At 69.4% G+C, this 16716-nt stretch carries 16 protein-coding genes and 1 tRNA gene; 4 read left to right on the top strand and 13 right to left on the bottom strand.

Annotated elements, in window-relative coordinates:
- The 7 genes from ACT54R_RS23355 to ACT54R_RS23325 all read right to left on the bottom strand — a co-directional run bounded on the left by ACT54R_RS23355 (position 1) and on the right by ACT54R_RS23325 (position 5613).
- The gene (locus ACT54R_RS23355) at positions 1-819 is read right to left on the bottom strand and encodes a HesA/MoeB/ThiF family protein (protein WP_476330778.1); all 819 of its coding nucleotides are present in this window, start codon (positions 817-819) and stop codon (positions 1-3) included.
- A gap of 37 nt (positions 820-856) precedes the next feature.
- Positions 857-1453: a DsbE family thiol:disulfide interchange protein gene (locus ACT54R_RS23350; protein ID WP_168457941.1), complete on the bottom strand. Its 597-nt coding sequence runs from the start codon at positions 1451-1453 to the stop codon at positions 857-859.
- Positions 1450-1620: a heme exporter protein CcmD gene (gene ccmD / locus ACT54R_RS23345; protein WP_394112276.1), complete on the bottom strand. Its 171-nt coding sequence runs from the start codon at positions 1618-1620 to the stop codon at positions 1450-1452. The genes ACT54R_RS23350 and ccmD overlap by 4 nt, the downstream gene beginning before the upstream one ends.
- Before the next feature lie 10 nt (positions 1621-1630).
- Positions 1631-2362: a heme ABC transporter permease gene (locus tag ACT54R_RS23340; RefSeq protein WP_476330773.1), complete on the bottom strand. Its 732-nt coding sequence runs from the start codon at positions 2360-2362 to the stop codon at positions 1631-1633.
- Between the two features lie 88 nt (positions 2363-2450).
- On the bottom strand, positions 2451-3641 hold the full coding sequence (locus ACT54R_RS23335) for an ABC transporter permease (RefSeq protein WP_476330770.1): 1191 nt from the start codon (positions 3639-3641) through the stop codon (positions 2451-2453).
- Positions 3638-4612, bottom strand: coding sequence for an ABC transporter ATP-binding protein (locus tag ACT54R_RS23330; RefSeq protein WP_476330767.1), 975 nt, complete (start codon positions 4610-4612; stop codon positions 3638-3640). Before ACT54R_RS23330 ends, ACT54R_RS23335 begins: the two co-directional genes overlap by 4 nt.
- The gene (locus ACT54R_RS23325; protein WP_476330764.1) at positions 4609-5613 is read right to left on the bottom strand and encodes a polyprenyl synthetase family protein; all 1005 of its coding nucleotides are present in this window, start codon (positions 5611-5613) and stop codon (positions 4609-4611) included. The genes ACT54R_RS23330 and ACT54R_RS23325 overlap by 4 nt, the downstream gene beginning before the upstream one ends.
- A 255-nt stretch (positions 5614-5868) precedes the next feature.
- Here ACT54R_RS23325 and fni point away from each other — a divergent pair, with 255 nt between their 5' ends.
- Positions 5869-6900 (top strand): type 2 isopentenyl-diphosphate Delta-isomerase, encoded by a 1032-nt coding sequence (gene fni / locus ACT54R_RS23320; protein ID WP_476330761.1) that lies wholly within the window; start codon positions 5869-5871, stop codon positions 6898-6900.
- 79 nt (positions 6901-6979) lie between these two features.
- Here fni and ACT54R_RS23315 read toward each other — a convergent pair whose 3' ends face one another.
- Both ACT54R_RS23315 and ribB read right to left on the bottom strand, forming a co-directional pair.
- On the bottom strand, positions 6980-7837 hold the full coding sequence (locus tag ACT54R_RS23315) for a DUF1194 domain-containing protein (protein WP_476330895.1): 858 nt from the start codon (positions 7835-7837) through the stop codon (positions 6980-6982).
- 226 nt (positions 7838-8063) lie between these two features.
- Positions 8064-9371, bottom strand: coding sequence for a 3,4-dihydroxy-2-butanone-4-phosphate synthase (gene ribB / locus ACT54R_RS23310; RefSeq protein ID WP_476330759.1), 1308 nt, complete (start codon positions 9369-9371; stop codon positions 8064-8066).
- 466 nt (positions 9372-9837) lie between these two features.
- Here ribB and ACT54R_RS23305 point away from each other — a divergent pair, with 466 nt between their 5' ends.
- Complete coding sequence (locus ACT54R_RS23305; RefSeq protein WP_476330756.1) at positions 9838-10185, top strand: hypothetical protein; 348 nt, start codon at positions 9838-9840, stop codon at positions 10183-10185.
- Positions 10186-10300: 115 nt separating this feature from the next.
- Here the strand turns inward: ACT54R_RS23305 and ACT54R_RS23300 are convergent.
- Positions 10301-10376, bottom strand: a tRNA-Lys gene (locus ACT54R_RS23300).
- Between the two features lie 151 nt (positions 10377-10527).
- Between ACT54R_RS23300 and ACT54R_RS23295 the strand changes: the two genes are divergently transcribed.
- Positions 10528-11694 carry a M20 aminoacylase family protein gene (locus ACT54R_RS23295; RefSeq protein WP_476330753.1) on the top strand — a complete coding sequence of 389 codons (1167 nt, stop codon included), beginning with the start codon at positions 10528-10530 and terminating at the stop codon, positions 11692-11694.
- 117 nt (positions 11695-11811) lie between these two features.
- Here ACT54R_RS23295 and ACT54R_RS23290 read toward each other — a convergent pair whose 3' ends face one another.
- Both ACT54R_RS23290 and gltX read right to left on the bottom strand, forming a co-directional pair.
- Positions 11812-12051: a sulfurtransferase TusA family protein gene (locus ACT54R_RS23290; RefSeq protein ID WP_476330750.1), complete on the bottom strand. Its 240-nt coding sequence runs from the start codon at positions 12049-12051 to the stop codon at positions 11812-11814.
- Entirely contained in the window at positions 12048-13463 is a 1416-nt protein-coding gene (gltX, locus tag ACT54R_RS23285) for a glutamate--tRNA ligase (protein WP_476330747.1), read from the bottom strand. Before gltX ends, ACT54R_RS23290 begins: the two co-directional genes overlap by 4 nt.
- A gap of 171 nt (positions 13464-13634) precedes the next feature.
- Between gltX and ACT54R_RS23280 the strand changes: the two genes are divergently transcribed.
- On the top strand, positions 13635-15872 hold the full coding sequence (locus ACT54R_RS23280; protein ID WP_476330744.1) for a ComEC/Rec2 family competence protein: 2238 nt from the start codon (positions 13635-13637) through the stop codon (positions 15870-15872).
- Between the two features lie 125 nt (positions 15873-15997).
- On the opposite strand, the gene lexA is transcribed toward ACT54R_RS23280, so the two are convergent.
- Positions 15998-16708 (bottom strand): transcriptional repressor LexA, encoded by a 711-nt coding sequence (gene lexA, locus ACT54R_RS23275; protein ID WP_168457927.1) that lies wholly within the window; start codon positions 16706-16708, stop codon positions 15998-16000.
- Between the last annotated feature and the right edge of the window lie 8 nt (positions 16709-16716).

The following is a 16716-nucleotide window of genomic DNA, read 5'->3' as shown; positions in this document are numbered from 1 at the left end:
TCACGCCGCCACGCCGCGCGTGTGCGCGGACAGGTCGGTGATGCGCGGGCCTTCGCCGGTCAGCGGATTCTCCGGGTCCCAGCCATAGCTCAGAGTCTCGAAGCGCATGGAGCGGGCGTCGATCATCAAGAGGCGCCCCACCAGCGGTTCTCCGAAGCCGACGATGGCGCGGATGGCCTCCAGCGCCGCGAGCGATCCAGCGACCCCGGCCAGCGCGCCGAGCACCCCAGCCTCGGCGCAGGCGGGCACGGTGCCGGCCGGCGGCGGCTCGGGGAAGAGGCAGCGATAGGTGGGATTGGGCGTGCCGTCCGGCGCACGCTCGTGGGCGCGGATGGTGGTGATGGTGGCATCAAACGCCCCCAGCGCCGCCGTCACCAGCGGCTTCTTCGCCAGCACGCAGGCATCCGAAACGAGGTAGCGGGTGGAGAAATTGTCCGACCCGTCCACCACCAGATCGGCCTGCGCGATAAGGTCCAGCGCATTGCCGGCATCGAGCCGCACCGGATGCGTCACCAGCTCCACATGGGGGTTGAGGGAGGCCACCGCGTCGCGGGCGCTGTCGGTCTTCAGCCGGTCGATGTCCTGGGTGCGGTGAATCACCTGCCGCTGGAGATTGGAGAGGGAGACGACATCGTCCTCCACCAGGATCAGCCGCCCGACCCCGGCCGCCGCAAGATAGAGCAGCACCGGCGCGCCGAGGCCGCCCGCGCCGATCACCAGCACCGTGGCCGCCTTGAGCTTCTGCTGGCCCGGTCCGCCCACGTCATGCAGCACGATGTGGCGGGCGTAGCGCTCGATCTCTTCGGGGGAGAAGGCCATCGGGATTTCCTCGGGCGACGGCTCGGGGGGCTGGGCCTCAGCCGCCGGAGAGACGTGCCATCATCGGCAGGAGCGTGCCCGTCACCACCTCGGGTGTCAGGGGCCCCACGAACTTGTGGACGATGGTGCCATCCTTCGAGACCACGAAGGTTTCGGGCACACCGTATACGCCCCATTCTATGGCCGCGCGCCCGTTGGGGTCGACCCCCACCGCCTGATAGGGCAGGCCGAACTGGCCGAGGAAGCGGCGGGCATTGTCCGGCGCGTCCTTGTAATTGATGCCCACGAGGCTGAAGCGCGGATCCTTGCCGAGCTGCATCAGGATGGGATGCTCGTCGCGGCACGGGCCGCACCAGGAGGCCCACACATTTACCAGCGCCGGCTTGCCGCCCAGCGCGGCGAGATCGATGCCGGGCAGGGGCTGGCCATCCGGCCCCTTCAGCCCGGCGAGCGGCGGCAGGGTGACGACCGGCGCCTTCTTGCCCACCAGCGCGGAGGGAATGCGCGAGGGATCGCCCCCGGTCTCCAGCCGCGAGAAGAACAAGGCGGCCAGAGCGAGGAACACCACCAGCGGCAGCGCGACCAGCCAGAGACGGCGACGCGGACGGGCGGGGGTAACGACGGGATCGCTCATTCCGCTTCTCCCGTGCGATTGGCCCTGCGGCGGCCGACGCCCCGCGCCTCCAGCTCCGAAAGGGTGCGGCGCTGGCTGCGATAATCGAGCATCAGCCAGAGGGCCAGAAGCCCGAGGGCGAGGAGCGAGACGCCGTAGGACGCGGCGATGAAGACGAAATGGGTCATGCGCGCGGGCTCAGGCCAAAGCTTCCGCGGCGGCGCGGGCTTCCAGCGCCTGCACACGGCGGCGAAGGATTTCCGTGCGCATGCCGAGCATGTGCAGAGCGATGAACACCAGCGTGAAGCCGACGGCGCAGATGAGCAGCGGCCACAGCAGGCTCGAATCGATGGTGGAGCCGCCCATGCGGAAGACGGAGGCGGGCTGGTGGAGGGTATTCCACCAGTCCACGGAGAACTTCACGATGGGCACGTTGATGAAGCCCACCAGCGTGAGCACGGCGGCGGCGCGGCCGGCGCGGTTGGGATCGTCGATGGCCGCGCGCAGGGCCATCAGGCCGAGATAGAGCAGCAGCAGCACCAGCATGGAGGTGAGCCGCGCATCCCACACCCAATAGGTGCCCCACATGGGCCGGCCCCAGAGCGCGCCGGTGATGAGGCACAGAGCTGTGAAGGTCGCGCCCACCGGCGCGGCGGCCTTGTGCGCCACGTCCGCCAGGGGATGCCGCCACACGAGGATGCCGATGGAGGAGGCCGCCATCATCGAGTAGCCGAACAGGCCCAGCCACGCGAACGGCACGTGGATGTACATGATGCGGACCGTCTCGCCCTGCTGGTAATCGGGCGGCGCCTGGAAGGCGAGATAAAAGCCGATTGCGAGCGTCACCACCGCCGCGGCGGCGATCCAGGGCAGGATGCGCGCGGACAGGCTGAGGAAGCGGACCGGATTGGCAAGGTCGAGGATCGCCATGACCGCGTTCTAGTGTGCGCGCGCGCCGGATGGAAGCGCAGAGGGCGTTCAGGATTTCGTGTCGCAGGGGGCCACCGGAGCCGGACGGTCAGGCCAGCCGGACCTGTCGGCGGATGAACCAGAGCGTGACGGCGGCACCGGCGGCGGCCCAGCCGAGCAGGATCAGGAGCGACGGCGCCAGCGTCGCCATGCCCTCGCCGCGCCAGAGAGCGCCCTGGAAGGCCTCGATGCCCCAGGCCGTCGGGGTCAGCACACCCGCCTGCTGCAACCATTCCGGCATGAGGAAGCGCGGCACCATGCTGCCGCCCACGGCGGAGAGCAGCAGGACCGCGAAGGTGGAGAGCGTCTGCGCCTGCTGGCGGGTGCGCGACACCGCCGCCAGCGGCAGGGCGATGCCGGCGGCGGCGGCCGAGGCGGCGATCGCGACGGCGGCGAAGGTCCAGAAATTCGGCAGCACGTTCACGCCATAGACGATCTGTGCCACGGCAAACAGCACCGCCGAGAGCGCAAGGCCCTGCAAAATCAGGAAGGCGAGCTTGCCCCCCACCAGCGCCAGCACGCCGCCGCGGCTCATGACGATGCGGTCGAACACGCCGGATCGCCGCTCCTCCACCAGGCTGCCGGCGCCCTGCACGGCCGAGAACAGCAGGAACAGCATGGCGATGGCGCCGGCATAATAGCTCACCCCCGGCTCGGAGCGGCGGCGGGTGAGCGGCTGGCGCTCCATCAGCTCGGCGCCGCCCCCCGCGACCAGCTCCGGCGCGCGGGCGATGGACTGTTCCAGCCGCGATGTCTGCTCCGGCGAGAAGGCGCCCACCAGCACCTGGATCTGCGCCGCGACGCGGCGGATGGCGAGGCCGGGGAGGTCGTCGGTGAACACCCGCTGGATGCGCGCCGAGAGCAGGGCGGCGGCAACATTGCGAGCGGGGTCCGTGATGACCAGCAGCGGCGGCTTGTCCGTGGCGGCAGCCACGTCGCCCCGCACCACCAGACCCACATCGGCGCGGCCGTCCGCCACCCGGGCGCGGACCTCCTCGGGCGTGACGAGGACGAGATCGTTGTCGCTGGCGCGGCCGAGCGCCGTGAGGAAGGCCGTGGCCGACGGCGCATCCGTGGTCCGTGCCGCCGCCACCTTGATGACCGAGGTTTCGCCCCCCGTGCCGGCGAACACCGCGGCGAACAGGATGAACAGCACCGGTGGGAGCACGAACGTCATCATCAGCGCGCCGCGGTCGCGCATCAGGGTGAGCGCCATGGCCCGAACGATGGCGCCCATCATGGCGGCGGGCTCCCGGTCACGTCGGCATAGAGCGCATCAAGGCCCGCGGCCTCGAAGGCGATGGTGCGCGGCACGAGGCCGGCCACCTTGAGCGCGGCGATGAGCCCGCCCGCGCCCTCCGGCGTATCGGAGACGACGCCGCTGAAGGAGGTGCCGCCTTCATCGCCGCTCAGCCCACGCAGGGCGAGCACCTGCCGCCCGTTGGGCGAGGGCGGCGTGGCGAAGGTCACGGCGGCGCGCCGCTGGTTAGGGAAGCGCGCGGCGATGAGGGCGGCGAGGCGCCCCTCGAGCGCAATACGCCCCTCGGACAGGATCGCGACGCGCTCGGCCACCTCTTCGGCGAAGGCGAAATCGTGGGTGATGACGAGAATGCCGAGCCCATCCGCCGCGAGGCGCTGCACCAGCGCGGCAAGGTCGGCGCGGGCGGGGGCATCGACACCCACGGTCGGCTCGTCCAGCACCAGCAGGCGCGGATTGCCGACGAGGGCCGCCGCCACGTTGGCGCGGCGCTGCCAGCCGCCGGAGAGCCGATCGATGCGCTCGTGGGCGCGCTCCTCGATGCCGGTGCGCGCCATCACGCCGGCGACGCAAGCGGGTACGTCCGCCCGGCGCACGCCGGCGAGGCGGGCGAAGACGGCGAGGTTCTCGGCGATGGTCAGGGCGCGATAGAGGGCGATGTCCTGCGGCGCGAGGCCGATGCGGGCCCGCGCCTCGCTCTCGGCGGCAGGGATGCCGCAGATGCGGACGATTCCGGTGCGCGGCGGGATGCGACCGCAGATGGCCCGCACCAAGGTACTCTTGCCTGCCCCATTGGGGCCGACGAGGGCAGTGACCGTTCCTGCGCGCAGCACGAGATCGACGCCAGCCAGCACGTTGCGCGCGCCATAGCCTGCGGTGAGGCCGAGAATGGCGAGGGGCGGGGCCGGGCTTTCGTCTTTCGGGTCGTCGTAATGGTGGGCGGCGGCGCTCACGGCGCCAGCGGCCCCATCAGTTCTCCGAAGGCAGCGGTCATGAAATCTCGCAGGGGCTGCTGGCCCTCCTTGTTGGGCCCCAGTTCTTTAGAGGCTGCGAGCGCCCCCGCCAAGTGCTCCGACAACAGCTTGCGCGCGCGCGGCGCGCCGAGAGAGGCGATGACCGTCGCCTTGTTCGAGTCCTTGCCCACATCCTTGCCCAGGGCCGCGGCCGAGCCCGAGGTGTCGAGAATATCGTCGAGAATCTGGTAGGCGCTGCCCACGTGGCCGGCGAGCGCCCGGAGGTGGCCGGTCTGTACCTCGTCAGCGGCGGCGGCGCGGCCGGCGATCTCCACGGCGGCGGAGAACAGCACGCCGGTCTTGCGGCGGTTCACGTCCTCGGTGGCCGCGACGGAGCGGCCGGGGCTCGGGCGCAAGTCGTCATACTGGCCGCCGCACAGGCCGAGGGAGCCAACCGCCTTGGAGAGGATGCACACCGCGTCGAGCCGCACAGGATCGCTCGTGCCCGGCGCGGCACCGGCGACGCCGAGCGCCCGCGACAGCAGCGCCACCGCCGCCAGCACGGCGACGTCCTCGCCGTACTTCACATGGGTGGTCGGCTGGGCCCGGCGCACCATGGCGTCGTCCATGCACGGCAGATCGTCGATGATGAGGGACGACGCGTGGATCATCTCCAGCGCGCAGCCGAAATCGAGCACCGCATGCTCGGAGGCGTCGAGCTGCATGGCGGCCGCCATCACGAGCAGCGGCCGCAGCCGCTTGCCGGGGGCGAGCAGGATGTGCCGCATGGCGGCATGCAGCACGGCAGGATGAGACGCAGCCGGCGGCACCAGCAGGCCGAGCCTGCGGTCCACAACGGCACGGAGATAGGAGAGGTCCCGGGAGCGCGGCGGGAATTCCGGCAGGGCGGTATCCGGGGCGTGCGCGGGCTCGGGATCCGGCGCCGCCACGGCGAGCACGACACCGCCAGCCGCCGCCGACAGCGCTTCCCGGGAGGCCATCGCCGAAGCTTCGGTCCGCCGGTCCCGTCCGCCCTTCTGCCCCATACGCCCCCTCACTCTGTTCTTGGCCGCCCGGAGCGACGATCCCCCTGCATGAGGCACATACGTTGCCTTGAATGACTTTAGATCACCGCTTACACAATGATGCCAGTGCGGGACCTGTGCCGCGCCGCACATTTTGCCGGCCTGTGGCACCTGCGCCGCGGCGCAAATCGCGCGTGGCAATCGACGGGACGAAGGAGTGCCGGGAGGGGCATGGACGAGAACGCAGCCGGTCGGCGCAAGGAAGATCATATCGACATCGTTCTCTCCGGTGATCGCGTCGCCTCCCGCGTGGATGCGGGCTTCGATCGCTGGCGCTTCGTCCATTGCGCGCTGCCGGAGCTGAGCCTCGATGCGGTGGACCTCTCCACCAGCGTGCTCGGCCGCCGGCTGAAGGCGCCGCTTCTCATCTCCGCCATGACCGGTGGGCCGGCGCGCTCCGAGGCCATCAACGCGCACCTCGCCGAGGCTGCGCAGGCGCTGGGCATCGCCCTCGGCGTGGGTTCGCAGCGCATCGCGGTGGAAACCGGCGCGGTCGGCGGGCTCGGTGGCGAGCTGCGCAAGCGCGCGCCGGATGTGCTCCTCTTGGCCAATCTCGGTGCCGCCCAGCTGCTCGCCCCCAATGGCCGCGACCACGCGCGCCGCGCGGTGGAGATGATTGGAGCGGATGCGCTCGTCATTCACCTCAATCCGCTGCAGGAGGCTATTCAGGAGGGCGGCGACCGCGACTGGCGCGGCGTGCTTCACGCCATCGCCAGCCTGTGCGTCTATCTCCATGTGCCGGTGGTGGTGAAGGAAGTGGGCTTCGGCCTGTCCGCCGCCGTCGCCCGCCGGCTGGTGAAGTGCGGCGTGGCCGCGCTCGACGTCGCGGGGGCGGGCGGCACCAACTGGGCGCTGGTGGAAGGCGCCCGGGGCACCGGCCGCACGCGTGCGCTGGCCGACGCCTTCGCCGGCTGGGGCATTCCCACCGCCGATGCGGTGGTGGAGGTGCGCGCGGCGCTCCCGGACGTTCCCATCATCGCGTCCGGCGGCATCCGCGACGGCGTGGACGCGGCGAAGGCCATCCGTCTCGGCGCCGATCTCGTGGGACAGGCGGCGGCGACGCTGAAGGCGGCCGTGACCTCCACCGAAGCCGTCATTGCCCATTTCGAACTGCTGGCCGAGCAGTTGCGCATCGCCGCCTTCGTTGCGGGAGCTGGCAGCCTCGAGGACCTGCGCGGGGTGCCGCTGGTGGACGCGCGCTGAAGCGGCCGATCTGCGTCGTCCTCCGGCTCAACCGGAGGACGACTGCGTTATCGAGACGGACGCCCATCCCGCCGCGGCCTCAATTCGCCCAATGATCCATCCAGATCTTCTCGCCGATGGTGCAGGAGATGCGTGGCTGCTCGGCGGAAGCGTGCTGGATCAGGCCCGGTGCCGGCTTCGGCACCACGCCCGCCACCTCCAGCACCAGCTTGGTGCGGATGGCGCGGGAGAACTCCGCCATGGTCTCGACCGGAATGACGAAGGCGCCGGGGCCGCCGGTCACGCAGTCCTCGTAATAGATATCCAGCTCCGGGATATCGAGCGCCGACGAGGCGGAGCGCTTCATCAGCAGCGGCAGCCCGTTCACCGTGATGCCGCGCCTGACCACCGAATCGCGCGCCAGCGCCACGGGCGGCCCCTGATTGTTCACGCCGTCGCCTGACACGTCGATGACCTTGCGCAGGCCGCGGAAGCCGTTGAGGTCGAACTGGTCAGCGGCGAACAAGAGGGCGCCGGAGATGGAGGTGCGGTAGATGCGCCGGATGGGCGCGGCCCGCACCGCCTCGGAGAACGCCTTCGCGCTCTCGGGGCCATCGATGATGCGCCAGTCCACCACGATCTTCTGCTCGTTCTCGCCGGCCCACTCCACATATTCGACCGCGATGCGCCCGTTGGGGCCGAGGCGCAGCGCATCGAGGAATTCGCGGGAGGTGATGGCGGAAGCATAGCCCTCGCGCTGCAGGGCAAGCTCGTCGGCGTCCATGGAATAGGAGACGTCGACCGCGAGGACCAGTTCCACATCCACGGCGACCTTGCCGGAGCCGCCGGCAACGGCGGGCGCTGTGTGGAGAAGGCCGAGGACGAGAAGGCCCGCCGTCAGCAGGCGGGCGGGATCGACAGCACAGAGCCGGCGCGAAGACGTCGAGCGCGAAGACATTTGGCGCGAAGACATGGACAGCTTCCTCCCGTGGAAGGAACGGTGCGGCATCACGTCCGTGAAATGCTGACACCGATCCCGTCCCGGGAGAAGAGCTTTGCCGCCTCAGGGCCTGTCACGTTTTGCGGCGGAATCGTTGCAATGGCGTGCGCTGGAGGCGTCACGCAAGTGTCTTTGAAACTTCACAACGGGTTAGGGGCCGGCGCCTGCCCGGCCCCTTAATGGCTCAATCGAGCGTGTCGGTGCCGACGATCTCGATGCCGAAGCCGGCGAGGCCCACATAGGTGCGGGTCTTGGATGCCAGAAGGCGGATCGACTGGATGCCGAGGTCGCGCAGGATCTGCGCCCCCAGGCCCACCTCACGCCAGTGCCGATCGCGCTCCAGCTCGCTGGTGCTCTTCTCGGAATTCTGGCCCATGGCGACAGCCGGCACGCCGCTGGTGCCGTCGCGCAGATAGACCAGCACGCCGCGGCCCTCGGCGTCGATCCGCTCCAGGCTCTTCTGCAGGATCTTGCCGCCGCTGAAGGCGTCGGCGATGGCATCGGCCCGGTGCAGGCGCACCAGCACCTTCTCGCCGTCGCCGATGCGACCCTTGACGAGGGCGAGGTGGTTCACCGGGTCGAAGGGCGTCACATAGGAATAGCCCTGCAACTCGCCGACGATGGTCGGCACCGGAAATTCCGCCGCCCGCGTCACCAGCTTTTCGCGCGCCTGGCGATAGGCGATGAGGTCCGCCACCGAGATACGCGTAAGGTTGTGCTTCTCGGCGAAGGCGGTCACCTGCGGCCCGCGCTGCACCGTGCCGTCGTCATTCACCAGCTCGGCGATGACGCCGATGGGCGGTAGGCCGGCGAGGCGGCACAGATCCACCGCCGCTTCCGTGTGTCCGGAGCGGATGAGCACGCCGCCCTCGCGGGCGATCAGCGGGAAGACATGGCCCGGCCGCACGAAATCGCCGGCGCCCATGTTGGGATTGGCGAGCGCCCGCACGGTGTTGGTGCGCTCTTCCGCCGAGATGCCTGTGGTGGTGCCGTGGCGCACGTCGATGGAGACGGTGAAGGCCGTGCCCATGGGCGCGTCGTTGTTCGACACCATGGGATCGAGCCGCAGCCGCTTCGCCTCGGACGGGGGCAAAGGCGTGCAGACGATGCCGGAGGTGTTGCGGATGACGAAGGCCATCTTCTCCGGCGTCGCCAGCGAGGCGGCGAGGATGAGGTCGCCTTCGTTCTCGCGGTCGTCATCGTCGGTGACGACGATGATCTCCCCGCGCGCGATGGCTTCGATGGCGGACTGGACGCGGGCCTGGGTGGTATCGGTCACGGGCAAACCTCGGATGGGCGTGGAAAGGCCGAGGAAATCGTTGGGCGTCACCTGCTGCCCGGTCGCCTCGGCGATCTTTTCGGCCGTCTCGCGGGAGATCCAGGCGCGCTCGTCATTGCACAGGGCCGTCACGCTGGCGGGGGACATGCCCACCTGCCGCGCGAACGCGCTGCGCTTCGTACCGGTTGCCGAGAGCCATTCCGCGAGCTTCATGGGGCAAGCATAGCAGGGTGAATTTCAGTGACAATGAAAAATTCTAACAAGCCATTTTGGCGCTATGTTCGCTCAGGCTGAATTCGTCTGTTCCGGCAAGAACGGCCAGCGTGGGCGCCCAATAGAGGTGAGGGCGGTTGTTCCGGGAGACAAGGGCGGCGGCGTAGTATCGCCAAAGCAGCCTGACTTCTGCTACCTATGGGTGTGCGCATCCAATTGAAGCCTTAGGTCCACGCTGATGAAATGCCACCAGTGCGAAAGGCCGGCCTTCTACGAAGTGGAGGGGGTAGCGCTATGTCTCCACTGCTACGGAATCCTTTCTCGCATTCACGCGCAACACTTCTTGATGAGCGCGGCAATGGCCAATCGGGCATTGGACGACATGGATGCAGTGATGTGGCCCCTTATTCCAGGTGGTCGAATACCCCTTGAGCCGCTCGCTCGTGCAATACAAGGATCGCCCACGTTGAACCATTTCAATTTGACCAACAGCCAAGTCGGTATCATCAACACCGGCAGTATCCAAAAAATAGATACTGCCATAACGCAGACTCAAGGGTCGGACGCCGAGGGTATTGGAAAACTAATTCAAGCACTCACTGCGGTAGTTCTCTCGGCTCACGAGCTCACGGCGGATGAACAGGCGAAAATGGTGGAATTGATCGAGGCGCTCTCGCAACAAGTAATTGAAGGGCGGAAGCCTGCGGTAATTTCGGCTCTGATGAAGTCGCTCAAGGATGGGGTCATTGGTGTGTCGGCAGCGGTTCCTCTTGTCCAAAAGCTTTGGGAGGCCCTTCAAGCGCTGGGTTCCTGAGTCGCGATCGGCGGGAGCTGGTCTAGGGTTTAGTCCACCTTCTAAGGCATAATACCAAATTGCCGTATCTCTACCCCATTGAGACTGCAGCAATAAAAATATCTCGAGGCGAGGTTGGTGAGCCCGTCGGGATTCGAACCCGAGACCCCATGATTAAAAGTCACGTGCTCTACCGGCTGAGCTACGGGCTCACTTGACGCGTTGGTTAGGGTGCGAAGGCGGCGGGGTCAAGGCCGGGCGGGGCGGATGTCCCGGCATTTCGCCGGGGGCAGCGCGGGCGCGGGCATTGACCGGGCAGGATGGCTTCCGCACCATGGTCGCTCAATTGCTTCTGGAATTGCCATGCCGGTCAACAACCACATCGCTGCCCGCGCCGACGAGATCGCGGCCTGGCGGCAGGATTTCCACCGCCATCCCGAACTGATGTACGACCTCGACCGCACCAGCGCTTCGGTTGCGGAGAAGCTGCGCGCCTTCGGCTGCGACGAGGTCATCACCGGCATCGGCCGCACCGGCGTGGTGGGGATCGTTCGCGGCAAGGGGGATGGCCCGCTCATCGGCCTGCGCGCCGACATGGACGCGCTGCCCATTCGGGAAAAGACCGGCGCCGCCTATGCGTCCGAGACTCCCGGCAAGATGCACGCCTGTGGCCATGACGGGCACACCGCCATGTTGCTCGGCGCTGCACGCCATCTGGCGGAAACCCGCGTCTTCTCCGGCACGGCGGTGCTCATCTTCCAGCCGGCGGAAGAGGGTGGGGCCGGTGCCAAGGCGATGATCGACGACGGCCTGTTCGCGCGCTTCCCCGTCCGCGAAGTCTACGGCATGCACAATCTGCCGGGGCTGGAGGTGGGCCGCTTCGCCATGCGGCCGGGCGGCATCATGGCCTCGGCTGACCATATCGAGATCGTGGTGGACGGGCGCGGTGCCCATGCGGCTCGGCCCAACCAGGGCGTGGACGTGGTGCTCACCGGCGCCGCCATCGTGATGGCGCTGCAGCAGATCGTGTCGCGCAATGTGGATCCGCTGGAGGCGGCGGTGGTTTCCATCGCCATGTTCCATGCGGGAGAGGCGGACAACGTGCTGCCGCCCTCGGCCACCCTCGTCGGCACCGCTCGCACGCTGGACCAGGGCGTGCGCGCGCAGCTGCGCGAACGCATCCGGCAGGTGGCGGAAGGCGTCGCCGCCGCTTATGGGGCCACTGCCACGGTGAGTTTCAAGGAAGGCTATCCCGTCACCAGCAACCACGCCGATCAGGTGGCCTTCGCCGCCGAGGTGGCGAGCGAGGTGGCCGGCGCCTCGGAGGTGGACGCCGCCGCGCCGCCGCTGATGGCGGCCGAGGACTTCGCCTACATGCTGGAGGAGAAGCCCGGCGCCTACATCTTCATCGGCAACGGTCCGTCCGCCGGCCTGCACCATCCGCAGTACGACTTCGCCGATGCCGCGATTCCCTATGGGGCGTCCTATTGGGTGCGGCTGGTGGAGCGGGCGCTGCCGCTGACGGCGTGAGCCCTCCAAGCCCGCGCGGCGCTTGAGCGAGGCAAAGCTCCCGCGAGGCGTTTGAGCGAGACGCAAAGCCCGCGCGGCGCTTGAGCGGGGCAAAGCGCCTCTCAGGCCGGCTTCATCTCAGGCCGGCTTCACCAGCACGAACGTCAGGAGGCCGGCCTCCACCTCCTGCGTCTCCAGCACCGCGCCCGTCTCGTGGGCGAGGTGCGGAATGTCGATCACCGCCATGGGGTCCGTGCAGGTGACGACGAGCCGTGTGCCCGCCGCCGCCTGCGCCAGCGCCTTGCGGGTGCGCAAAGCGGGCAGGGGGCATTTCAGCCCCTTCAGATCCAGCGCGACGGTGACGGTGGCCGCCTTCAAGCCGCCTGATCCCGGAGCCGGCCGAGGCTCTCCTCGCGGCCGAGCACGATCAGCACGTCGAACACCGGCGGGGAGGTGGACTTGCCGGTGAGCGCGGCGCGCAGTGGCTGCGCCACGGCGCCGAGCTTCACGCCCTGCGCCTCCGCATACCCGCGCACCACGGCCTCGGTGGCGGCGGCGGTCCATTCCACGGCTTCCAGCAGCGGCACGAGCCGGCCGAGGTGGGCGCGGCCCTCGGCCGAGAGCAGGGTCGTCGCCTTCTCGTCCAGCGGGATGGGCCGCTCGACGAAGATGAAGTCGGCGTTGTCGAGCAGCTCAACCAGCGTCTTCGCCCGCTCCTTCAGACCCGGCATGGCGGCGGCGAGCTGGGCACGGCGGGTGTCCGTCATGCGCGGCAGGCGGTGCTCGGCGTCCGGCAGGTGGGGCAGCAGCGCGTCGATGGCGGCCAGCAGTTCGGCATCGCTGGAGGCGCGCATGTAGTGGCCATTGAGGCTTTCGAGCTTGGCGAAGTCGAAGCGCGCGGCCGAACGGCCGACCTTGTCGAGGTCGAAGAACTCGACCATCTCGCCGGTGGAGAACACCTCCTGGTCGCCATGGCTCCAGCCGAGGCGCACCAGATAGTTGCGCAGCGCCGCCGGCAGATAGCCCATGTCGCGATAGGCATCGACGCCCAGCGCACCGTGGCGCTTGGAGAGCTTCGCGCCATCCGGCCCGTGGATGAGCGGGATGTGGGCCATGCGCGGCACGTCCCAGCCCAGCGCGCGGTAGATCTGCGTCTGGCGGGCGGCGTTGGTGAGGTGGTCGTCGCCGCGGATGATGTGGGTGACGCCCATGTCGTGGTCGTCCACCACCACCGCCAGCATGTAGGTGGGCGTGCCGTCCGATCGCAGCAGCACGAGGTCGTCGAGATCCTTGTTGGGGAAGGTCACGGTGCCCTGCACCATGTCGTCGATCACCGTCTCGCCCTCCTGCGGGGCGCGCAGGCGGATGACGGGCGCGCGGTCGGCCGGCGCCTCGGAGGGGTCGCGGTCGCGCCAGCGGCCGTCATAGCGCGGCGGGCGGCCCTCCTTGCGGGCCAGCTCGCGCATCTCGTCCAGCTCCTGGGGGGTGGCATAGCAGCGATAGGCATTGCCCTTCGCCAGCATCTCCGCCACCGCGGCCTGATGCCGCTCGGCGCGGGCGAACTGGTAGATGGGATCGCCATCCCAATCGATGCCGAGCCAGGAGAGGCCTTCGAGGATGGCGTCGATGGCCTCCTTGGTCGAGCGCTGGCGGTCCGTATCCTCGATGCGCAGCAGCATCTTGCCGCCGGTGTGGCGGGCATAGAGCCAGTTGAACAGCGCCGTGCGCGCCCCGCCGATATGCAGGAAGCCGGTGGGCGAGGGGGCGAAGCGGGTGACGATCTGCGACATCGGGCGGGGCTCGGCGGGATTGGGTCCGCTTGGACGGAAGACGCGCGTGCGGCAGCCCTGCGGAACGCAAACCGAACCACATGGCGCGCGGGAGGCGCCCGTGTAGCATAGAGGCGGGGCACAAGGAACACGGGGCGGGCGCGGCCCGGACCGGCCCCTCGGCGGGCGAGGATGGACGAGCGGGCCTCAGGCAGGGCGCGGACAGGGGGGCGGGGAGCCGCGGGCGCGCTCCCGGCGCTCTCCACGCGCGGGCTTGTCCGCTTCGCCGATGCGCTAAAGGCCCGCATCGCCCGTGACGTCGCTGCCGAGGCGGCCTCGGGGCGGCTGATCCTGTGGCTTCCGGCCGCCTTTACCGCCGGCCTCCTGCTCTACTTCGGCGCGTCCACCGAGCCGTCGCTCGTCGCCAGTCTCGTCCTGGTGGCCGCATTTGCGGCGGCAGCCTTGGCTGCGCGGGCCCGCCCCGTGACGTTCGGCATCGCCGCGGTACTGCTCGCAACTGCAGCCGGTTTTGCGGCGGGCGGGGTGCGCACCGCGCTCATCGCCCACGAGATGATCGTGCCGCCAAAGACCCCGGTGCGTCTGTCCGGCTTCATCGAGCGCGTGGAGCGGCGGACCACGGGCGACCGCATCCTGCTGCGGCTTGATGGAGACGCCGTGCGCGGGCTCGCCAATGCCCCGGCGCTGGTGCGGCTCTCGCTCCGCAAGGACTGGGCGCCGCCGGTGGGCAGCCATGTAACGCAGCTGGCGCAATTGCTGCCGCCCTCCGGCCCCGCCATGCCCGGCGCCCACGATTTCGGCCGCGCGCCGTGGTTTCAGGGCATCGGCGCCATCGGCTACGGGCTCGGCCGCCCGAAGGCTGCGGCGCCGCGCGATCCGCCCCTGTCCGTGCGCCTCGCCATGGGGCTGGATGGGGTGCGCCAGAGCCTCTCGGCCCGGATCCGCGCCTCGCTCACCGGCGTCCCGGCCGAAGTGGCGGTGGCGCTGGTCGCCGGCGACCGTTCCGGCATTCCGCGGGCGGTGGAGGAGAGCATGCGCGTCTCCGGCCTTTCGCACATCCTCTCCATCTCCGGCCTGCACATGGCGCTGGTGGCCGGCACCCTGTTCGCGCTGGCGCGGGGCCTGCTGGCGCTGGTGCCGGGGCTGGCGGTGTCGTTGCCCATCAAGTCCATCGCGGCGCTGATCGCGCTTTCGGGCAGCGCCTTCTATCTGGTGCTGTCGGGCAACGACGTCCCGGCCCAGCGCTCCTTCGTCATGACCGGGCTCGTGCTGGCGGGCGTGATGGTGGGGCGGCCGTCCCTGTCGCTGCGATCGGTGGGCGTTGCGGCGGTGGTGGTGCTGGCGCTGACGCCGGAGGCGGCGCTGGACCCGGGAACGCAGATGTCGTTTGCCGCTACCCTCGCCCTCGTCGCCGCCTATGAGCGGCTCCAGCCCTTGCGGGCGATCCCCCGGCCGGATGGCATCGCCGGCGCGGTGGTTTCGTGGGTGGCTGTGCTGGTGGCGGGCACGGCGCTGACCTCGCTGGTCGCGGGGCTGGCGACGGCGCCCTATGGCATCTTCCATTTTCAGCGGGTCGCGCCCTATGGGCTTCTCGCCAACCTCGCCGCCATGCCGGCGGTGTCCTTCCTGGTGATGCCGGCGGGACTGGCCGGCGTGCTGCTGATGCCGTTCGGCTGGGATCATCTCGCCTGGCCGGTGATGGGGCGCGGCATCGAGATCATGACGGCGGTGTCCGACTGGGTGGGCACACTGCCGGGCGCCGACATCCGCGCCGCCTTCATCGGCACCGGGACGCTGCTGTGGCTCTCGCTCGCGTTGCTGGCCCTCTGCCTGCTGCGCGGCGTCCTCACCCTCGCGGCGCTGGTGCCCCTCGGCCTCGCCGCCCTGGTGGCAGGCGCGCCTCTGAAGCCGGACCTCCTCATAGCGCCCGATGCGCAGACGGTAGCGGTGCGGATGCCGGACGGGCGGCTTTCGGTGCTCGGCGCCTCGGGCCAGAAACTCGTGGTGGAGCAGTGGCTGACGCGGGAGGGCGACCGCCGCACGGCCGGAACGAAGGACCTTGCCGCCGGATTCACCTGCGATCCGCTCGGCTGCACCGCGCCGCTGCCCGGCGGCGGCACTATCGCCATTTCGCGCCGCGCCGAAAGCCTGGAGGCCGACTGCCTGAACGCCCGTATGGTCGTCACCCGCGATCCGCCGCCCAAGACCTGCCCAGCAGAGGTGCTGACCCCGGCGAAACTTGCGCGGACAGGGACGCTCGCCTTCGCCCTCCGCGACGGCGCGCTCGTCGCCGAATCCAGCCGCAAGGCTGGCGTATCCCGTCCCTGGATGGCGCCGCTGCCGCCGGAACCCATATCCGAACCCGCCACCGCCGATGCCGGCGACCCTCAGGCAGATGCGACCGCGCCCTGATGGGAGGGGCTTCAAGAGGCGTCGGGGTGAGGGGCAACGCCTCTAAGAAAAAGCGCAGGCGCCCGTTGAGCGTGGACCGCCGCGCCCCTCACCCCGTTCCGGATCTCCCGCAGGAGAAATAAGGATCAGTAGCGGCGCATCAGGCCGATGAGCCGGCCCTGGATGCGCACGCGGTCGGGCCCGAAGATGCGGGTCTCGTAGGCCGGATTGGCAGCCTCCAGTGCGATGGAGGCGCCCTTCTTGCGCAGGCGCTTGAGGGTGGCTTCCTCGTCATCCACCAGCGCGACGATGATGTCGCCGGTATCGGCGCTGTCGCACTTGCGGATGAGCACCGTGTCGCCGTCGAGGATGCCGGCCTCGATCATGCTGTCACCCCGGACCTCAAGGGCGAAGTGCTCACCGGATCCCAGCATCTCGGGCGGGATGTTCAGTGTGTGGCTGCGGCTCTGAATGGCGGAGATGGGCGTGCCGGCGGCGATGCGGCCCATGACCGGCACCGAGACCACCTGGCCCGCCTCGTCGTCCTCCGGCACCGGACGGACCTTGCCGAGGCTGCCCTCGATGACCGACGGGGAAAAGCCGCGCCCTGCGGACCGGGCGGAGGCAAGGCCCGGCGCCACGCTGTCGGGCAGGCGCACCACTTCCAGCGCACGGGCGCGGTTGGGCAGGCGGCGGATGAAGCCGCGCTCTTCAAGGGCGGTGATGAGGCGATGGATGCCAGACTTGGAGCGCAGGTCCAGCGCTTCCTTCATCTCGTCGAAGGAGGGGGGGACCCCGGTTTCCTTGAGCCGCTCATGGATGAAGCGCAGAAGGTCGTATTGCTTCCGAGTGAGCATTCCCTGGC

The sequence above is a fragment of the Xanthobacter sp. DMC47 genome, from assembly GCF_056313845.1.
This window is presented reverse-complemented; position numbering and strand designations above follow the sequence as displayed.